At 38.3% G+C, this 20222-nt stretch carries 22 protein-coding genes; 6 read left to right on the top strand and 16 right to left on the bottom strand.

The annotated features are described in order from the left end of the window. Positions 1 to 187 precede the first annotated feature (187 nt). On the top strand, positions 188 to 1531 hold the full coding sequence (locus PYV58_RS03890; RefSeq protein ID WP_034613836.1) for an anthranilate synthase component I family protein: 1344 nt from the start codon (positions 188 to 190) through the stop codon (positions 1529 to 1531). On the opposite strand, the gene hisC is transcribed toward PYV58_RS03890, so the two are convergent. From hisC to PYV58_RS03850, 8 genes are all read right to left on the bottom strand, one after another. Beyond that, on the bottom strand, positions 1528 to 2625 hold the full coding sequence (gene hisC / locus PYV58_RS03885) for a histidinol-phosphate transaminase (protein ID WP_034613834.1): 1098 nt from the start codon (positions 2623 to 2625) through the stop codon (positions 1528 to 1530). The two genes, PYV58_RS03890 and hisC, sit on opposite strands and share 4 nt — an antisense overlap. A 174-nt stretch (positions 2626 to 2799) precedes the next feature. After that, positions 2800 to 4101, bottom strand: a complete 1302-nt coding sequence (gene hisD, locus PYV58_RS03880; RefSeq protein ID WP_171077765.1) for a histidinol dehydrogenase — start codon at positions 4099 to 4101, stop codon at positions 2800 to 2802. Positions 4102 to 4229: 128 nt separating this feature from the next. Next, complete coding sequence (locus PYV58_RS03875) at positions 4230 to 4892, bottom strand: DUF4272 domain-containing protein (protein WP_034613828.1); 663 nt, start codon at positions 4890 to 4892, stop codon at positions 4230 to 4232. Positions 4893 to 4995: 103 nt separating this feature from the next. Further along, positions 4996 to 5691 (bottom strand): ATP phosphoribosyltransferase, encoded by a 696-nt coding sequence (hisG, locus tag PYV58_RS03870; protein WP_004723724.1) that lies wholly within the window; start codon positions 5689 to 5691, stop codon positions 4996 to 4998. Positions 5692 to 5695: 4 nt separating this feature from the next. After that, on the bottom strand, positions 5696 to 6955 hold the full coding sequence (gene murA, locus PYV58_RS03865; protein ID WP_004817645.1) for a UDP-N-acetylglucosamine 1-carboxyvinyltransferase: 1260 nt from the start codon (positions 6953 to 6955) through the stop codon (positions 5696 to 5698). 6 nt (positions 6956 to 6961) lie between these two features. Then, a complete protein-coding gene (ibaG, locus tag PYV58_RS03860; protein WP_004723729.1) occupies positions 6962 to 7213 on the bottom strand; it encodes a BolA family iron metabolism protein IbaG in 252 nt (83 codons plus the stop codon). 137 nt (positions 7214 to 7350) lie between these two features. Further along, entirely contained in the window at positions 7351 to 7692 is a 342-nt protein-coding gene (raiA, locus tag PYV58_RS03855) for a ribosome-associated translation inhibitor RaiA (RefSeq protein ID WP_034613825.1), read from the bottom strand. Between the two features lie 179 nt (positions 7693 to 7871). Then, positions 7872 to 9320, bottom strand: a complete 1449-nt coding sequence (locus tag PYV58_RS03850; RefSeq protein WP_034613871.1) for an RNA polymerase factor sigma-54 — start codon at positions 9318 to 9320, stop codon at positions 7872 to 7874. A 523-nt stretch (positions 9321 to 9843) separates the two neighbouring features. Here PYV58_RS03850 and PYV58_RS03845 point away from each other — a divergent pair. The 4 genes from PYV58_RS03845 (at position 9844) to PYV58_RS03830 (ending at position 13126) form a co-directional block, all read left to right on the top strand. Further along, positions 9844 to 10755 carry an amino acid ABC transporter substrate-binding protein gene (locus tag PYV58_RS03845; RefSeq protein ID WP_004723734.1) on the top strand — a complete coding sequence of 304 codons (912 nt, stop codon included), beginning with the start codon at positions 9844 to 9846 and terminating at the stop codon, positions 10753 to 10755. A 91-nt stretch (positions 10756 to 10846) separates the two neighbouring features. Beyond that, the gene (locus PYV58_RS03840; protein ID WP_034613822.1) at positions 10847 to 11689 is read left to right on the top strand and encodes an amino acid ABC transporter permease; all 843 of its coding nucleotides are present in this window, start codon (positions 10847 to 10849) and stop codon (positions 11687 to 11689) included. A gap of 2 nt (positions 11690 to 11691) precedes the next feature. Further along, a complete protein-coding gene (locus tag PYV58_RS03835; protein WP_275059707.1) occupies positions 11692 to 12369 on the top strand; it encodes an amino acid ABC transporter permease in 678 nt (225 codons plus the stop codon). A 13-nt stretch (positions 12370 to 12382) separates the two neighbouring features. Next, a complete protein-coding gene (locus PYV58_RS03830; RefSeq protein WP_034613818.1) occupies positions 12383 to 13126 on the top strand; it encodes an amino acid ABC transporter ATP-binding protein in 744 nt (247 codons plus the stop codon). 79 nt (positions 13127 to 13205) lie between these two features. Here the strand turns inward: PYV58_RS03830 and PYV58_RS03825 are convergent, their stop codons facing one another. The 4 genes from PYV58_RS03825 to PYV58_RS03810 all read right to left on the bottom strand — a co-directional run bounded on the left by PYV58_RS03825 (position 13206) and on the right by PYV58_RS03810 (position 15692). Further along, positions 13206 to 13880 (bottom strand): DUF799 domain-containing protein, encoded by a 675-nt coding sequence (locus PYV58_RS03825; RefSeq protein ID WP_034613814.1) that lies wholly within the window; start codon positions 13878 to 13880, stop codon positions 13206 to 13208. Continuing rightward, positions 13877 to 14254 carry a DUF4810 domain-containing protein gene (locus PYV58_RS03820; RefSeq protein ID WP_034613811.1) on the bottom strand — a complete coding sequence of 126 codons (378 nt, stop codon included), beginning with the start codon at positions 14252 to 14254 and terminating at the stop codon, positions 13877 to 13879. The genes PYV58_RS03825 and PYV58_RS03820 overlap by 4 nt, the downstream gene beginning before the upstream one ends. A 10-nt stretch (positions 14255 to 14264) precedes the next feature. Further along, a complete protein-coding gene (locus tag PYV58_RS03815; RefSeq protein ID WP_275059706.1) occupies positions 14265 to 14936 on the bottom strand; it encodes a CsgG/HfaB family protein in 672 nt (223 codons plus the stop codon). Positions 14937 to 15068: 132 nt separating this feature from the next. Beyond that, positions 15069 to 15692 (bottom strand): LysE family translocator, encoded by a 624-nt coding sequence (locus tag PYV58_RS03810; RefSeq protein WP_034613803.1) that lies wholly within the window; start codon positions 15690 to 15692, stop codon positions 15069 to 15071. Between the two features lie 397 nt (positions 15693 to 16089). Between PYV58_RS03810 and PYV58_RS03805 the strand changes: the two genes are divergently transcribed. After that, positions 16090 to 17709, top strand: a complete 1620-nt coding sequence (locus PYV58_RS03805; protein WP_034613801.1) for an oleate hydratase — start codon at positions 16090 to 16092, stop codon at positions 17707 to 17709. Between the two features lie 89 nt (positions 17710 to 17798). On the opposite strand, the gene PYV58_RS03800 is transcribed toward PYV58_RS03805, so the two are convergent. The 4 genes from PYV58_RS03800 to PYV58_RS03785 form a co-directional block, all read right to left on the bottom strand. Continuing rightward, positions 17799 to 17972, bottom strand: coding sequence for an NF038215 family lipoprotein (locus tag PYV58_RS03800; RefSeq protein WP_004817658.1), 174 nt, complete (start codon positions 17970 to 17972; stop codon positions 17799 to 17801). Positions 17973 to 18076: 104 nt separating this feature from the next. Next, on the bottom strand, positions 18077 to 18640 hold the full coding sequence (locus PYV58_RS03795) for a hypothetical protein (protein ID WP_155768682.1): 564 nt from the start codon (positions 18638 to 18640) through the stop codon (positions 18077 to 18079). 56 nt (positions 18641 to 18696) lie between these two features. Then, entirely contained in the window at positions 18697 to 19458 is a 762-nt protein-coding gene (locus PYV58_RS03790) for a class I SAM-dependent methyltransferase (RefSeq protein ID WP_034613796.1), read from the bottom strand. Positions 19459 to 19557: 99 nt separating this feature from the next. Beyond that, a complete protein-coding gene (locus PYV58_RS03785; RefSeq protein ID WP_034613793.1) occupies positions 19558 to 20193 on the bottom strand; it encodes a hypothetical protein in 636 nt (211 codons plus the stop codon). Between the last annotated feature and the right edge of the window lie 29 nt (positions 20194 to 20222).

Genomic DNA, 20222 nt, shown 5'->3' with positions numbered 1-20222 from the left:
CAACTTAGAACACCAATCCTTGAGTAGTCCGTTTTGCCCTTTTAAATTAACGGTATGTTACTTTTTGTTCAACTGCTGTTTATCAAAAACCCAATTAAACCGATAAACGGTAAACACTTTTATAAGTGCTATTTTCAGGTAGAATAGTGCCTTACAAACCCTTTTTGCGCTTGAGTTAAACCTCCCTATGTTTCGGAAGTTATTAGATTTTCCATCAAATAGCACTGCAGATTTATTACACCGTTTTGACTCATTATTCGGTTGTATCTATTTAAAAAACGCGGGTGAAGACATTGTTGCTTTTTCACCTGAACAATACTGTATCTCAACCCAGCAACAACTTTATCGTTATACAAGAAATCATTTTACTCATTATCAAAAAGATAAAAGCGATCCTCATTTAAAACACTTCTTTAACTTCACCGCTCAATCGGCTCCGAAACAGCACAGTTTTCAGGGTGGATATATGGGTTTTATTGACTATAACTATGCCAGTCAGCAATATGTTGATGCTCAAAGCAAATCTCAGCCCAATTTTTACATGGGTATTTATAAAACATTTATCAAACGAGAAAATGAGCAATTCTTTTTTTATAGTTTAGAAGCCTGTGCAGAAGAGTTTTTCAACTTTATACAAGATTTATTAACCACACCCGTCACCCAGAATCAACGCTTTAAACTTTTATCAAACTGTACTGCGACGTGGACAAAGCCACAATATGATCATGCATTTACACAAGTTCAAGAATATATTAAAGCAGGTGACTGCTATCAAATTAATTTAACTCAGGAATTCACTGCAAAAGCACATGGTTTACTTTTAGATACCGTCGAAAAGTTTTGGACACTCACAGATGCCCCCTATTCGGGTTATTTAAAAATCAATGATTTTGAATTACTGAGTTGCTCACCTGAGTTATTTATTGATTTCGAAGCTGAGCGTAAAATTATCACCAAACCCATTAAAGGGACAATGCCGCGTTATGACGATCCAACTTTAGATGCACAATCAAAAAATGCTTTGATTCAGTCTAAAAAAGATCAAGCAGAGAATGTCATGATTGTGGACTTATTACGCAATGATCTCAGTGTCTATGCTGAAACTGGCTCAGTAAAAACCCCAAAATTGTTTAATATTGAATCTTTTAACCAAGTACATCATATGGTGAGTGAGGTGACTGCCACCCTAAAACCAGATGTCAATCCATTTGAGGTCTTATTTACAGCATTACCGGGTGGTTCAATTACTGGTGCACCCAAAATTCGTGCGATGCAAATTATTGAAGAACTTGAAAGTGCACCAAGAGGTGCTTATTGTGGTTCACTGGGTTATTTTAATTTTGATGGAACCGGCTCTTGGAACATTTTGATTCGTTCAATTCAAAAATATCAAGATGAAGTGTCATTGTGGGCAGGCGGTGGAATTACTATTGCTTCAGATTGTGATGCAGAATATCAGGAATGTTTTGATAAAGTTGCTGCCATGCTTGATTTACTCAATACATGGCATCAACCTCAACATGAATCCTAGACTAGAATCTCATGTTTTAACGTATCAACAAGGCGTTGATTTTGTTCATCTGTACCAATAGTGATACGTAAGAATTGATCAATACGTGGTTTATTAAAGTATCGAACAATAATGCCACGTTCACGCAATGCTTTTGCCAATTCACCAGCATCTTTTGAGGGTAAACAAGCAAAAATAAAGTTGGCTGAAGATGGTAATACTTTAAACCCAAGCGCCACTAAATCTGCAACCAGTTTGTCACGACTCACTATGACTTTTTGACATTGTGCTACAAAGTATTCTTGATCTTCAAATGATGCGACAGCTGCAGCTATTGCAAAACGATCAATTGGATAGGAGTTAAAACTATTTTTAACAGCTTCCAATGCGGCAATCAAATGTGGCTGTGCAATTGCAAAACCAACGCGTAAACCCGCCAAAGAACGCGATTTTGAAGTCGTTTGGCAAACCACTAAGTTTTCGTACTTTTCAACCAGACTCACAGCTGACTCAGCACCAAAATCTACATATGCTTCATCGATCACAACCACCGAATCAGGGTTGGCTTGCAGGACCTGTTCAATTGCCGACAGCCCCAATGCAATACTGGTTGGTGCATTGGGGTTGGTAATGATAATCCCACCATTCGGCTGTTTATAATCAGCCACGTCAATTTCAAAATCATCATTTAACGGCAAGATTTTAGTTTGGGTTGAAATTCCAAAAAACTGACTATAAACAGGATAAAAGCTATAGGTAATATCTGGGTATAGAATCGGTTTATCTTGAACAAAAAATGCTTTAAAAATATGGGCTAAAACCTCATCCGACCCATTGCCAACAAAGACATTTGCGACATCTACATGTTGTTGTTTCGCAATCGCGTGTTTGAGTGCCGATGCATCTGGATCTGGATAAAGTCGCAATACATCTGCTGAATCTATAAGTACAGACTGAACCGCTGCAACCACTTTTGGCGATGGTGGATATGGGTTTTCATTGGTATTCAGTTTTAATAAGTTTTGGATTTTAGGCTGCTCACCTGGGACATACGGTTCTAACTCACGTACTTCAGGACTCCAAAAACGCATTTGCTCAGGGCTAATATTTGGCATTTTTATCTCGTATTTTTTCTCACTTGACTTACTTTATATAAGCGCTCTCACTCTAGGAGAGGGTTTGGGTATTTCGATAGAATCTCCAAACTAAGTCAGTTAAATTTTTACACCCTCATCCACACCCTCTCCCTAAGGGAGAAGGATTTTTACGGATACTGGGCCATTGGTGAATTACTGATAACGATATCTTGCTGATCGGGCATGCGCATCTAAATTTTCTTGTTGTGCAAGAATATCTGCGGCCTTGGCAAGCGATTTAACCCCTTGCTCAGAACACATAATCAAACTTGAACGTTTTTGAAAATCATAAACACCCAAAGGTGATGAAAAGCGTGCTGTACCAGAAGTAGGTAGGACATGGTTAGGTCCTGCACAATAATCACCAATCGCTTCTGGTGTATAGCGCCCCATAAAGATTGCACCTGCATGGCGAATACTTTCTGACATCAGCTCAGCGTCATCTAAGCACAATTCCAAATGCTCAGGCGCAACTTGATTAATCAAATCAATGGCTTCTTGGCGATCTTTAACCAAGACCAAAGCACCACGATTTGCAATCGAAGTTCGTGCAATTTCAGCTTTGGGTAGTGCAGCCAAATGTTCCTCAATGGCTTGCTCGACATCATTTAACAGCTGTTCATCAGGCGTAATAAAAATCGCTTGCGCAACCGTATCATGTTCAGCTTGTGACAAAACATCCATTGCCAACCATTTAGGATCATTATGACCTTCTGCATAAACCAAAATTTCTGAAGGCCCTGCAATCATGTCAATACCGACTTGACCAAAAACAGCACGTTTTGCCGCAGCAACGAAACGGTTACCTGGTCCTGTAATTTTATCCACTGCTGGAATTGTTTCTGTTCCATAAGCCAGCGCGGCAACTGCTTGCGCACCGCCAATCGTAAACACACGACTTACGCCTGCTAAATAAGCAGCTGCCAATACCAAAGGATTTAAATCACCATTTGGCGCAGGTACCACCATAATAATTTCTGCTACCCCAGCCACATGCGCAGGTAAAGCATTCATCAGCACAGAGGACGGATAAGAAGCTAAACCACCTGGAACGTAAATACCAACACGGTCTAAAGGGGTGACTTTTTGACCCAGAGTATTTCCTAATTCATCCACATAAGACCAACCGTCTTGTTTTTGCGCCTGATGGAATGAGCGAACTCGATTGGCCGCCAATTCCAAAGCTTCACGTACTTCTACGGTTAAACCTTCAAATGCAACTTTAAGTTGTTCTTGTGTCAGTTCTAAATCTGAAAATTGATGCGCTGGATGTCGATCGAACTGTTGAGTGAGTTTAAGTACATGTGCATCGCCATGTTGGCGTACATCTGCAATAATTTGGTCTACTGTTTTTAAAAGCTCAGGATCACTCACTGTTTCAAAAGCTAACAAGTCAGCAAAGACTTGTTTAAAGTTCTGCTCTTGAGTCGATAAACGTCGCATCAATTTACCCACAAGGTTGTTTAGGAAAGATTTAGTTTACCTTGTTTTGAGTATCTTGTGGGCAACATCACCGCAACATTTCAACTTACTTTAATAGGAAAGTTTGATTGCAAATCACTTTTGACACAGCAAACTTTTATTTAGGTGCTCACATCTGGGTGATCCCAATCACTATCTGCCTGAATCAGCCAGTTCAATGCACCATGCCGTTCCACAACAATAGATGAATTTAAATTTTCAGGTGCATCCTGTTGCTTTAAACGCGCATTTACACATGCCCAATCATAACGATAAATTAAATCAGCCTGATCTAAAATTTCTTCGCTATCCCGCAACTGGACTTTAGCCATAAATTCTGCAAAGCTATCGCACGATGATACGGCTTGAATGGCAAAATCACAATCAACGATATCTGCTGGATAACTCAACTCATCCACAATCCCCAAAGCCCATAACAATACCCAATAGGCCTCATATTTCCACACCATATTGATGATATCTTGTGCTGAAGCCTCACGCTTTAAAATTGCCTGTTCTTTCTCGGTTAAAGCATCTAGCACCTGCATTTTCTTCAAAATATCAAATACAAATAGCTGTGTTTCATCATCATATTGATCATTATTCAGATCACAAGCGACTTGAATCACCCACAAACAAGCAATCGCGCGTTTTGCAATCTGTTCTGCACTGCGCGCTTGCACGTCTTCAGCAGCTTCGATCACAGGTAACCAGTCAATATAAGGAATTGAATACTTTTTAAGTTTTAAAATAGATTGTTCTTTGCGCTGTTGAGGTGTTTTCATAAACTCTTTTTTTTTAAATCATGGATGGTTATTTTTTAACATAAATTGCATAAAAAAACCGCCTAAAATTAGACGGCATCTTTATAGAACAAACATGAATGAATTAATTGCTCTTTTGACGTTCTTCTACTGCTTTTTCAAGCTGAGTAAGAATTGGATTTAATAATGTTTGCTTACGCTTAAAGCTGGCTTTATTGACAATTAAACGTGAAGATACTTTACAGATTTCTTCCAAAGGCTCTAAGCCATTGGCACGCAAAGTATTCCCTGTATCTACCACATCGACAATATAATCACCCAAACCAACCAATGGGGCTAATTCCATTGAGCCGTAAAGCTTAATCACATCAACTTGCTCACCTAAGCTCGCATAATATTGACGGGTTAAATTTACATACTTGGTGGCAATTTTTAAACGTCCTTTAGGGCGAACCATACCGACTTTACCAGCTGTCATTAATTTACAGTTGGCAATCTTTAAATCCAATGGTTCATAGACATTTTGAGCGCCATGTTCCATCAACACATCTTTACCCGCTACACCAATATCCGCTGCGCCATTTTCCACATAGGTTGGCACATCAGAAGCACGTAAGATTAAAATACGAACGGATTTGTGTGTGGTTGGGAAAATTAACTTACGAGATTTATCAGGATCTTCCAATAAGTTAATTCCAGCAGTTTCAAGTAAAGGCAACGTTTCTTTTAAAATACGTCCTTTACTCAATGCCAAAGTTAAACCATGATCAAAATTGCCCATTACGTCAAAGTTTGGATCATCGTTTCTCATATCGCTCATTAACTTACTCGCTCACTCGCTTAATTTGGGCACCTAGACCTTGTAACTTTGCTTCGATATCTTCATAACCACGATCAATATGATAAATACGATCGATGATAGTTTCCCCTTCAGCAGCTAAAGCAGCCAAAACTAAAGAAAACGAAGCACGTAGGTCAGTTGCCATAACAGGTGCAGCAGATAATTTTTCCACACCTGTAACTACAGCATCATTGCCTTCAACCTGAATATTTGCGCCCATACGTGCTAATTCAGGTACATGCATAAAACGATTTTCAAAAATCGTTTCAGAAATTGTTGCAAAACCACGCCCAATGGCATTTACCGCCATGATCTGTGCTTGCATATCTGTTGGGAATTCTGGATGTGGCAAGGTACGGAAGCTGACAGCTTTCGGTCGTTTCCCCAGCATATCCAATTCGATCCAGTCTTCACCGCGTGTGACTTCTGCACCCATTTCTTCAAATTTATCTAAAACAGATTCAAGAAGATTTGGATCAGTATGTGTGGTTTTGACCTTACCACCCGTTATAGCCGCCGCTGCTAAATATGAACCAGTTTCAATACGGTCAGCAACCACTGAATATTCACAGCCGTGTAGACTTTCAACACCAGTGACCACCAAAGTATCTGTGTCTAAACCTTCAATTTTTGCACCCATTTTAATAAGCATTAGTGCAAGGTCTGTAATTTCAGGTTCGCGCGCAGCATTACGAATTGTTGTAACACCCTCTGCCAATACTGCTGCAGTTAAAATATTTTCAGTTCCACCGACAGTCACCATATCAAAGATGACTTCACCACCTTTTAAACGGCCATCCACTTTAGCGTGAACATAACCTGCTTCGACCTCAATTTGTGCACCCAAAGCTTCTAAGGCTTTTAAATGCTGATCAACAGGGCGTGAACCAATTGCACACCCACCAGGAAGTGAAACTTTTGCACTACCATAGCGCGCCAACAGTGGCCCAAGCACCAAAATAGATGCGCGCATGGTTTTAACCAGTTCATAAGGCGCAAATTGATTATCCAGTGTAGAGGTATCTGCGATAACCGTTTCGCCCTCATAACTCATGGTGATACCTAAACCACCAATCAGCTTAACTAAAGTGCGAACGTCTTTTAGATCTGGAACATTTTTTAATGTAATCGGTGTATCTGCAAGAATCATTGCAGCCAATAAAGGTAAAGCCGCATTTTTCGCACCAGAAATACGAACTTCACCTTCGAGTTTTACACCACCTTGAATGACAAATTTATCCATTGACGCTTAAGCTCCAAACATACTGGCTTTGCGCCATTCTTCTTTAGTCATTGCACGAATAGTTACCGCATGTACCTCACCACTGGCAATATAAGAATTAAGTGGCGCGTAAACAGCTTGTTGACGAGGAACAGGACGTTTCCCTTCAAACTGATTATCGACAATACGGAGGTCAAATTTACCTGCTTGTCCACTGACAGCAACTTCAGCATCAGGAAAAGCTGCTTTTAAGATTTCAGTGAGCTGTTCACTATTCATTGCATCGACCTCTTATAGGACTGACAGTGTAAAAACGGGATATTTTACTATAACTCACCGAAATAATTCATTAACTCGTACAAAAAAATATAGATAAAAAAAAGAGGTCTTTTCAACCTCTTTTAAAAATATCAATTTTATGTCGCTAAAACTTCCATTGGTTGATAATCCAACTGCATTTTCCGATGTTTATCTAATTGCCTTTTTAATTTATCTGTCAATTTTGTAATCGCATTATACATATCATCAGCGCTCGCTTGGGCAAAAAGCTCTATCCCCGGCAAACGAACAATTGCCTCAGCAATATGATTTGCACTGCCTTTTTTTGATCTTTTATCCAATTGATGATCTTTACTCAGCTTGACCTGCATACTATTGACCTGATCAATATGCTTGGTCATCTGGGCAAATCGATCTCGAATATTTTCTTCTATTGCTGGTGTAATACTTAAGTGATGTCCACGGATTGTAATTTGCATAGCTTTATCCCTCTCCTTATATAGGAATATGAAAGTCATAACCCAAACGATCTCATGACAGCATTCACCAAGGAAAAAACTGTGCTCAATATCATGCAATCATTTAAGTTACTCCAAAAGACAAAAAGCGATTCATTATTTCGTCATAATGAACAATTAGAATAGCCACACTTTAAAATTTAGATCAACACTTTTCGGTCAGATGAAGACGGAATATGTAACGATTCACGATATTTTGCGACTGTCCGTCGTGCCACATCAATCCCCTCTTCTTTTAATAAATTAGCAATTGTATTGTCTGACAACGGCTTACGTGGGTTTTCATCTGCAACAAGCTTTTTGATTTTTGCTCGGATGGCTGTTGATGATGCTTCTCCTCCAGAAGTTGTTCCCACATGGCTAGAAAAGAAATATTTCAGCTCAAATAGACCACGAGGTGTCAGTAAAAACTTATTGGTGGTGACACGAGAAACTGTTGACTCATGTAATTCAACTTCTTCTGCAACATCTCGCAAAACCAAAGGTTTCATTCCTTCAGCACCGATTTCTAAAAACTCACGTTGATGTTGCACAATGCAACTTGCGACTTTTAATAAAGTTTTATGACGCTCATCGACACTTTTAATAAAGTTTTTCGCTTCAAGCATTTGATTGCGTAAATATTGGTTATCATCACTTTGATCAGCACGTTTAATCATGCCTGAATAAAATGAGTTAATTCGAAGTTTTGGTAAAATATCTGGGTTCAGTTGAACATACCAATGGTCATTTTTCTTGGACACCACCACATCTGGAATTTGATAATCTGATTCTTTTTGCTCAAATTCAGCACCCGGATAAGGTTTAAGGGTTTTCAATAAATCAATTGCTGACTTTAATAACTCAGCATTTAAACCCGTTTGCTTAATCAGTTTATTTAAGTCATTACTGACCAAAAGCTCATAATGTTTCAACAACATTAGCGCTTCTTTCCTAAACAGTGTGGTGGTAGCTAAAGCCTCAATTTGCACAAAAAGACATTCTGCAAGACTACGAGCACCAATACCAATCGGTTCTAAGCGTTGGATATGTTTTAAAACAACCAGCACTTCATCCTCTTCAACCTCAATGTCATAATCCATTTGTTGTAGTAGATGCTGTACTGAGCTGACAATTTCTTCAATATCGGCAGCCAAAAATCCTTTTTCATCTAAAGCATCGACAATGCAATACGCAATTAACTTATCCACTGGAGAAAAATGCAATAAATTGACTTGCCCCAACATATGTTCTTTTAATGAAGCTTCTGAATGACGATTGTCTTCACGATCCTCAAACTCAGGGCGCTCCATTGCAGTTGATTGATGGGTATAGACATCATCCCAATCTGTATCTACAGGCAGCTCATCGGGTAAATGGTTGGCATTTAAAGAATCTGAAAGCTCATATTCTTGTTGTTCTTGTTTTACATTTTCAGGGCTTTCATGTGTCTCTTCTTCAACTTTTTCAAGCAAAGGATTACTATCAAGTTGAATTTGAATTTCTTGTTCAAGCTCCAAACTCGATAATTGCAGTAATCGAATGGCTTGTTGCAGTTGTGGCGTAAGCGACAACGAATTTGCAACTTTTAATCCAACCGATAACTTCATACCCATAATTCCCACACTGTATTATTTCATTTCATCTTATGTGAATAAGCAATGCAAAATTCATGCCTATTGATTTTTTATATCACAGGAAATGGATTAGGACCAGTAAAAAAAATGAATACCTTACATAAAAATGTTTGTTATTTATCAATTAAAGATAAATTTTAATTATGACGTTTTTTTATTCAATTTTTTAAAAAGACCTCTGATCCAGATCTGTTGAAATAGTCATCAATTATATAAATAGAGATTTAAAACCTATAAGCAAAAATAAATGGCTTTAGGGCTATTTATTTCAAAATATTTAAATAAAATAGGTTCCACTTTGTGAGACCAGTCACATTTCTACTTTGTGAAATTTATTATTTTTATCCTTTACTTATTGGAATAGTGAGTATAAAAATAATGATATAAAGAAATATGATGAATCGTAGTTTCAAGGAAAAGGTTTGGCACGATAACTGCTTAATTTTAGAAACGAGCGGCTTAAACTGCCAAAAAAATCATGTAATGGAGAACTCAAATGACACTATCTACAAAAACACTATCAAAAAAAGTTTTAACCACAGCGCTTGGTGTACTTATGGCTGGCGGTGCTTTTTCACAGGTTCAAGCAGCAGATACATTAGCAAAGATCAAACAATCAGGGAAAGTGATCATTGGTTACCGTGAGTCATCTGATCCGATTTCCTATGTGATTGGTGGTAAACCAATGGGATATGCTGTCGATATTTGTAATAACTTTGCCAATGAGCTGAAAAAAACGCTTAAGATGCCAAATCTTAAAGTTGAATATAAAGCAGTTACCTCTTCTACGCGTATTCCAGAAATGTTGGCAGGCAATATCGATATGGAGTGCGGTACGACAACAAACTCTATTCAACGCCAACAGCAGGTAAGCTTCTCAACCAACTATTATGCAACAGAAGTACGCATGGCAGTTAAAGCCAGTGCACCAATTAAAACAATTGCAGATTTAAATGGTAAAGCAGTTGTAACCACCCAAGGGACTACATCTGACAAATACATCAAAATGGGTGAGAAAGGCGAAAAAGTCAACGTAAACAACGTTTACGGTAAAGACCACTCAGACTCATTTGCCATGGTCGCTTCTGGCCGTGCTGCAGCATTTGTGATGGATGACAATATTCTTGCAGGGTTAATTGCAAAATCATCAAATCCAAAAGACTTTAAAATTGTAGGTCCAGTACTTTCTTCTGAGCCGTATGGCATTATGTTACCGAAAGGCGATGCAGCATATAAAGCAATCGCAGATAAAACAGTAACAACAATGTGGAAAAATGGTCAAATGGCGGCGCTATATAAAAAATGGTTCCAGTCTCCAATTGCACCTAAAAATGTCAATTTAAATATGCCAATGAGCTCATCATATTTAAAGCTTAAAGCCAATCCTACGGATGCTGGTATCAACTAATAACGTAGTTTAAAAAAACGGTTTATAGATCAGATTAGGTTTAAAGTCTGGTCTATAAATTTTTATAAAATTAAAAACACAAGGAGCACACATGTCCGTAGGCTCACTTAACTGGACAGCATATTGTCTCCCCTCGAATGAATATAGTCTTGATAAAGCTGCATGGGCTGAATCTGTCTGTAAAGCAATTGGTGGTGAAAGTTATTCCCCTGTTGCAGATGCACCAACCTGGCTACAACTCCTAGGCTCAGGTGTTTGGACTATGGTCTGGACCGCGATTGCTGCATTTTTCATTGCATTTCTTCTTGGTTCTCTGATCGGGATTTTACGTACACTACCCAATAAACCACTTTCATTTATTGGTACTTGTTACGTCGAACTTTTCCGAAATATCCCGCTGATCGTACAACTATTTTTCTGGGCATTCGTATTCCCGCAATTATTACCACTCAGCTTAAGTACTGGTAGTGGAGAGATGGTTAATGGTGGTTGGTGGCAAAATATTCTCAATGATAATCCCGCAATGGTTGGGGTGTTTGCACTCGGTCTATATACCGCAGCACGTATTGCTGAACAAGTGCGCTCAGGCATTAATACGGTTTCAAATGGACAAAAAAATGCAGCTTTTGCAATTGGTTTAAATCAAAGCCAAAGCTATCGCTATGTCATTCTCCCTGTCGCTTATCGTATTGTCTGGCCAACACTTACCTCTGAAGCAATGAATATTTTCAAAAACTCTGCTGTACTGTATGCGCTGAGTGTTTTGAACTTCTTTGCTTATACCAAAACCATGCGTGAAGAAACATCTCAAGATATTGTTATTCTTATTCTTTCGACACCAGTTTACTTAGTCATTACCTATACCATTAAGTTGATCATGGCTTGGATTGAAAAACGTATGGCTGTTCCTGGTCTAGGCTCGGGGGGTAAATAGTCATGGATTTTAGTATTTTACAAAATCAAGATGTTATTCAAACGCTGATCGCAGGGTTTAAATTTACCGTTACGGTGACGATTTTATCGATTATTGGCGGGATTCTGATTGGCACACCTTTGGCCATGATGCGTTTATCCAACAATAAAGTTGCCAGTAATTTTGCTAAAGTTTATGTCGATTTCTTCCGTGGTGTACCACTGATTCAAGTGATCTTCATTTTCTATTTCTTATTGCCAAAGATTTTTGAGTTTCAGTCAGATACCTATTATGGTCCACTGTTTTCAAGTGTGGTGACCTTTGCAATTTTTGAAGCAGCATTCTTTTCAGAAATTGTCCGTTCAGGGATTCAGTCTGTTTCTAAAGGTCAGGTCAATGCAGGTTATGCACTTGGTTTGACCTATGGACAAACCATGTCCAATGTGGTGTTGCCACAAGCTTTTAGAAACATGCTACCTGTCATTTTGACTCAATCTATCGTACTTTTCCAAGATGTATCATTAGTTTATGTGATTAGTGCGCCAGACTTCTTGGGCAATGCCAATACCTTAGCAAATACCTACGGTGCTGAAACCAAAGCAACTTTCTACCTGATTGTAGCAGTTGTTTACTTCTGTATCTCCTTTGCGCTTTCACGACTTGTGAAGCGTTTACATCAAAAAATAGCAATAATTCGATAATTGGAGAATCAATATGCCAATGATAGAAATACAACATATCTCAAAATGGTATGGAGATTTTCAAGTTCTTACAGATTGCACCACTTCAATTGAAAAAGGTGAAGTTGTGGTGGTGTGTGGACCTTCAGGTTCTGGTAAATCTACACTGATTAAAACTGTAAATGCATTAGAACCGTTCCAAGAAGGCAATATTGTTGTTGATGGAACAGCGTTAAAAGACTCAAAAACTGATCTAGCAAAATTCCGTTCTCGTGTGGGAATGGTATTCCAACACTTTGAATTGTTCCCACATATGACTGTTTTGGATAATTTAACCATTGGGCAACTTAAGGTTTTAAATCGTTCTAAAGCAGAGGCGGAGAAAAAAGCGTTGCAATATTTAGATCGTGTTGGTCTGGCAGCTCACAAAAATAAGTTCCCAGGTCAACTGTCTGGTGGTCAGCAACAGCGTGTTGCGATTGCCCGTGGTCTGTGTATGGATCCAGTGTGCATGTTATTTGATGAACCTACTTCGGCATTAGACCCTGAAATGGTGGGTGAAGTGCTTGAAGTCATGAGTCAATTGGCAAAAGAAGGCATGACCATGATGTGTGTAACTCATGAGATGGGCTTTGCTCGTAAAGTCTCAAGCCGAGTTATTTTCATGGATCAAGGCAAAATTTTGGAAGACTGTGCAACAAATGACTTCTTTAATAAGCCTGATGAGCGTCATGAAAGAACCAAATTCTTCTTAGACAAGATTTCTATGGTGCACTAATCAGCAATATGCGTTCAACATAAAAACCCCAATTTTTAAATTGGGGTTTTTATTTAATACTCACAAACAATACCAGTGCTTAAGGTTTCACTGCATTTTGGCTAAAGTTTGGCGAACGTGGTCCATATAATAGACCTTTTTGCTGATTTATACTCGGTGAATATAATTGCGAGCTTACAGCACTTGATAAAGTATAGGCTTTGTCTGACAGATGATTGGATATTTGATCAACTAAAGCACCAACCAACGCGCCAATCAAACCCGCATTGCTATTATCATTGGCTTGCTGAAGTCGCTGTTCACCTTGCCAAAGTAATGTTCCAGTTTGCAAATCTACAAGTTTGGCTTCTACTGCAACTGCTGCTACAGATTGAATCACCTGATATTTAGAACCATACTCTTTAACTTTAATGTATAACGCAGCATCCGCTCCGAAAATCTCTTTTAACTTTTGCGGTGGAATTGCTTGAGCATCAAATCCATTGGTCACCCCATTCTCTTTAAACATGGTGTCAACAACAGAAATTGGAAATACATAATAACCAGCCTCAGCCACAGGCAATGTTACTGTTGACCAATACCCATAGGTTGCACGCGTATCAGGAGACTCATTGATTGGAGGAAGTACCAAAATCGACTTAGGGATATGCTCACGATATGCTGCTAAATCACGATTCTGCTTAGGTGATACCACACAACCGGTGAAAAGCATCATCAGTAAACCAAGTACCAATAATTGTTTCATATTTTTCATTTGGGATTTACCTCAGTCGATTGAATGGTCATTTTCTTCAATAAACGATCCATCAATACGGTTGACTCAGGATAAATTTGGCGCTCTAACTCAAAATATTCAATTGCACGTGGGCCATTTTGAATATTCAGATTTAACAAGCCCAAATGCGCATATAAACCTGGCGGCACTGCGGCATTTTTTGCTTTTGCTTTCTCAACATCTTTTTCAAGCGCTAAAATTTGTTGCTGAGGCGAAGTTTTTTCTGGAACCGCCAGCATTAAATAGGTTTGTTGTGGATATCCGCCCCAACTATATAAAGACTGTGGTCCAGATGCACACCCAAGCAAAGTTAACGTTGTAAAAAAACTTAAGAATAATAAAACCCGTTTCATTTATTCAAACCTATTGTACGGACCACTTGTTTGTTTGAATATCTGTGACAAGGTGATTAACCGCTTCGCGTACAGCCAGATCTAAAACCTTTCCATTTAAGGTTGAGTCATAAGATGCTGTAGAACCAAAACCTAAAATTTCGCGTTCACTGAGCGCGTATTCACCTGCACCCTGCACAGAATGGACAACTTCTGCTGTTTTTACATCAACAACATTAATATTGACTTTTGCATAGGCAATTTGAGTTTTACCACGCCCTAATAGCCCAAACAATTGATGGTCACCCACTTCTTTGCGCCCAAATTCAGATACATCCCCAGTGAGCACATAACGTGCACCCTTAATGGATTGAGCTGCTTTACCAAAACCAGCCTCTTGTTGCAGCTCTGATAAATTGTCTCGATTTAAGACTGAAAAATATCCGGTTTGTTGCAAGTGCGTTTCTAAAATCGTTTTTGCTTGACCGCCTAAACGATCGACATTATCAGAGAAGATTCCGCGCATATAACTTGAGCGGTTATCAAACTTACCAATCGAAACTGCTGTTTTCGCACCTGAATATTTTACCGCTGAAGTCACAGCAGCCACTTGAGGAGCTTGGATGGTTTTAGAGCTTTCAGTGGTAGAACAAGCCGTAAGTACCGAGCCATTTAAGGCAGCAATCAATAATATTTTTTTCAAAATTACATCTCTCTAAGGTCTAAACCATTATAATGAATAAATATATAACACAAACTAAACATACTGTTAATTAATTTTTAACAAACAAGATCTGCTGATAAAATCCATGACCATTTTTACTCGTAAAAACAATCATTTCATACCAAAAATTAGCTTTAAACCGAGTAAGGTCATGACACCACCCGCGACTCGATCGAAGACTTTTTTAAACTTCAAATAAACACGGCGCGGCTTTTCCGCTGAAAGCGCAACAGCAACCAGTGAATACCAGCCTGCATCGATAAAGAAGCACAAGATAGGCAAAACAAAATAAAAATACGTTGGAATGTCTTTGGGTAAAAGCGCCGTAAAAATACTGGCTAAAATAATCGCAATTTTAGGATTACTTAACTGGGTAATTAAACCTAAACGAAACGCTTGTTGATAACTCATCACCGTGGATGAGTCAGATGCCTGCGCCATAGGATCTTTAGCATGTTTAATAATTTTATAAGCCAGCCAAAGTAAATACAGCCCACCACAAATTTTTAAAGCTAAATATGCAGAAGGTACAGCCAATAAGATTGCCTGTAATCCCATTACAGCTAAAAAACCAAATAAAGCTGCGCCCGTGCCTGTCCCTAAAGCGGTAAACAAACCATGTTTACGAGAAATCGCAATTGAATTTTTAGCCACATAAACAAATGTAGGACCAGGGCTAATTGCACCTAGCATTAATGCCAATGCAATTGAACCTAAAATCAATAATGATTCCAAGAGACACCCCGACCCAGACTATTTTTAAGAATAGATATTTTACGCTACAACCGATTTTTGAAGATATAAAAATCTTTATTATTTCGCGATTACACTTTTATTCAATGCAAATTCATCAAAATTTCAATCATAAATTTAAATACACTTGTGTATTATCATCATACTTAGATCAAACAGATATTTTAGAGTAAAAACTCAATAAAAATTTATTTTTCAATATTTTAATTATATCAATAAAATCATCAAGGTATATAAAACATCCTAAAAAGCCATAAAATAGACCATATAAATCACAAAAATTAACTTCCATTTTCATGTATTTATAGGCTATAAAAAACCATAATAAAACTATGGTTTTAAATTATCCAAAATCAATATTTATACTCAGGGGTAAAAAATGCACAACAACAAAACCAACCGTTTAGATGCAAGCCAAGCACATTTATGGATCATTGGCGGTGGAATTGCTGGAATGGCAGCTGCCGCATTTGCCATACGTGATGCCAAAGTACCAGCTAAAAATATTCACATTCTCGAAGAGTTGGATGTCTCAGGTGGTTCAATGGATGGCGGTCATACACCACATGCTGCGCAAGCATGGGTTACCCGTGGTGGGCGGATGCTGACAGATGAAACATATTTATGTCTTTGGGACTTATTTTCGAGTATTCCATCCTTAGAAAATCCTGAAATTTCTGTTCGTGAAGAATGTCGTGAGTTTAATCAACAAGTCAAAACCCATGCACAAGCCCGTTTAATTGATGCGCAGCATGTGATTTCAGATGCCGCTAAACTGGGTTTAAATACACGCCATCGCGCGCAAATGTTACGCTTATTGGCGGCGAAAGAAGAAAAAATTGGCAGCCGCCGTATTGATGAATTTTTCGATGAGACCTTCTTTGAAACGAACTTTTGGCGTATGTGGCGTACGACATTTGCCTTTCAAAAATGGCACAGTGCAGCAGAACTTCGTCGCTATTTCTTACGCTTTATCCAAGAGTTACCACGTATTCATACCCTCGCTGGGGTAAAAAGAACCAAATACAACCAATATGATTCCATGATTTTGCCGCTACAACGTTGGTTGCTTGAACAAGGCGTAGATGTTCGTTTTGGCAATTATGTGACAGATGCAGACTTTCAAACCGATGAAGCAACCCTAGAACGTCGTGCAACACGCTTGTATGTCAACCTTCCTGAAGGTACTGAGCAAATCAACCTTCAAGAAAATGATCTTGCCATATTTACTTTAGGTTCAATTACAGCAGATTCCCGTTATGCTGGGAATGATGATGTTCCAGCGCTTATTCGTGATCGACTTGATCATGGTTGGACATTATGGGAAACCCTTGCGAAAAAAGCACCTGACTTTGGCCGACCAATGACCTTTTACGGCAACATTGATGAACATAAATGGGAGTCTTTTACACTCACCATGAAAGACGATGTTCTATTAAATCGCATCATTGATTACACAGGTAACCAGCCAGGTACTGGAGCACTGATGACTTGGTTTGAATCTGGTTGGCATTTATCGATTGTGGTGCCAGCTCAACCTCATTTTGCAAATTTACCAGAAGGCACCTTTACCCTCTGGGGCTATGGTTTCCAAATTGATCAAACAGGTGACTACATCAAAAAACCGATGTCACAAGCAACAGGCAATGAAATACTCACTGAACTGATTCTACAACTCGGTTTTGATGACATTCTTGAGCATGTTCTAGCAAATACCATTGTAACAACTGCAATGATGCCTTATGCATCAGCTTTATTTGCTTGCCGTAAGCCTGGTGACCGCCCACAGGTTATTCCACAAGGCTCACAAAACTTCGCATTTTTGGGACAATTTGTTGAAATTGAAGATGATGTGGTTTTTACTGTTGAATATTCTGTTCGTGGTGCCATGATTGCAATTTATGAGTTCTTTGGCGTAGAACGTGAAATTCCTGAGATCTATAATGGATTACTTGATCCTAAAGTCGGACTAAAAGCTTTAGAAACTGTTTTTCATTAATTCATTTAAAATCAACTGAGTTAAATTGAATTACAACAAAACGAGTGCATCCTCTTTTGATGCACTCGTTTTTATATTTTGAATAAAAATCAGGGTTGTGAATCCACTGAACGAGCACTGAGACGATAATCTTTTTCATACACAGGCATACCTGCGATATGGATTGAACGAACTTCAGTTTTTGTTGGTGTAGGTGGTTTCTTTTCACACCCAGCCAAAAATACTGCAAGTATTACACTCAAACTGATGGATAGCTTTTTCATGGCATCTCCTCCATTTTTTGTTTTATTTATAGTTCGAGCATAACAGTTCTGATTAAAAATACAGCTATTTTTTATTTCAAAAGGTGTCTATCTATAGAAAGTGGCTATACGTCACAAGCATGTATCATTAAAACAGCTTGATCTTCACCATTTTTATTTTTGTAACGGTAGTGAAAGCCACCATTTCCATCAAATTCCATGTCACTAAAATATTGAAAAGCATCTACGCTTACAGACTCAATTTTAGGGTATTGCTCTGGCTGAAGTTGAATTTTGTTTAAAACTTTCGCGGTAAATGCTTTTTGGAAAATAATCGTAGGGACATCTTTTAATTCAAATCGAGCGATACAACCAGTGTTTTCATCCACAGCAACAACGTTGTCTAAAGCCTGAACGATCCCCGCCTTCGAGATGAAAAGACTATGATGAACATTAAAGGTATAGCCATAGCTTAAATGCAAGAAATCCTCGGTTTGGTTTTCAACATTTAAACCACGCTCCCAGTTCATGACCAAAGGTAATCTATAATCATCGCCTTCATAGAGTACAAAATCACAATGATCATTTGCATCTTCATCGCATGTTTGCTGAATAACTGAAAATTGTCCTATCTTGGCCACTGTGCGATGAATCTGCTCGGCATAACCACTGCTAGAATAGGCCATCATGCTAAATAATATCGGAAATATTGTATTGATTATTTTTTTTGACATCAGATTTCTAATCAAGTTTTACTCAATACCAAATATACAGCTTCACTGGTAAATGTGCCATCTTGCTGAATCTGATAATACTGTCGTACTTGATCAGCGGCTTTGGACTGCAAATAGCGAATGGTATGGATACTCTCTACTGGTGTTTGCATACGCTCCACCCAACTTTGAAAATTTAACTGTAAACTTTGCTTTTCAATGGTTTCTACCTTAAAGCCTGCTTGTTCTACGATTTTTACCCATTCCGCCAAACTATAATTTCGAACATGGCTTGGATCACGAATGGTTTCTATGGTCTGAATAAAGGTGTCTAAAATTGGATTAGAATTGCCAATAATATCAAACAGGATCACTTTGCCATCAGCACGTAATACACGATAAATTTCATGAATTGCTTGAGTGATACTTTGCCAATGATGCGCAGAATAACGACTGATCACACAATCAAAATGCTCAACAGGAAAATCCAATTGCTCTGCTGCTCCAACCTGCCCTATGACATGATCGAATCCCTTTTGTTGAGATTGTGTGGTCACAAGATTGACCATTTCAGGCGTAATATCATAGGCAATTACTTGCTCAGTGAATGCTGCAATCTGATACGTGACATGCCCACCACCGCAGCCTAGATCCAAAACTCGTTTGAATTGATGCTGTTGGATTAAATTTTGCATTTTTTCAAACTCAATGCCTTGTGCATGTACTTGGCTATTTAAGTATGCTTCTGATTTATTTTGATATTGTGCCTGATTAACTTGCTGTTGAGTGGTCATTGTCGTGTCCTTGTTGTCGAATAAAACGACAATAGACAACTCAATTAAAAAATAAAAATGATGAATTTTAATAAAATTAATAACTTTATTTTATTTATGTTAACTCATAATTATCCGATAATCAGACTGACAAGGGTTTTGAATGATAACATCCTGTACCCCCATCTCGTTTCCGATCTTAATATTATAGTTAAATGAAAAATCACCATTATCCTCAAAATTTGCCGTTGCAGGATAGTTCAGCTTTTTAAATTGCGGCACTTTGTTGTTGAGCACTAAGCGTACTCGAAAATCAGGAATGCTATAAAATACCAATGAATTCGGCATATTTTTTAAATTCGATTCAAAAGTGACAAAACAACTTTGCTGCCCATTCATCGCAAGAAAACTACTATAATCTTTTTGTTGGTTTTTATCGTTAATCACAGTGAGATTATACTCACTTCCTGTTAGCCCTAACAAAAACCCCATTAAATTTGGATTAAATTGATAAACGTTTGCGGTTTTACTCCAATTTTCCATTAATACCTGCTTCTTTCCTTTAGCATCATAGAGTACATAGTCACAACTAGAACCATGCTGAGTGCAAGACTCTTTTTGAATTTTCAGTTTCCCTGCACGGCCCAATACCTCGTATTCAGGGTCAACTTCGACAGCAGCATCAGCTTGTGCAAAAGCAGGATAACTACCGAAAAAAGTCAGAGCAAATAAACAACCCTTTATTATTTTCAACATACTTAACGTTCCCAATCTCTCAACATTTT

Source organism: Acinetobacter sp. TAC-1 (genome assembly GCF_029025845.1).
GTDB lineage: Bacteria > Pseudomonadota > Gammaproteobacteria > Pseudomonadales > Moraxellaceae > Acinetobacter > Acinetobacter guillouiae.
The sequence above is the reverse complement of the archived record's forward strand: the minus strand, read 5'-3'. Positions and strand labels throughout refer to the sequence as shown.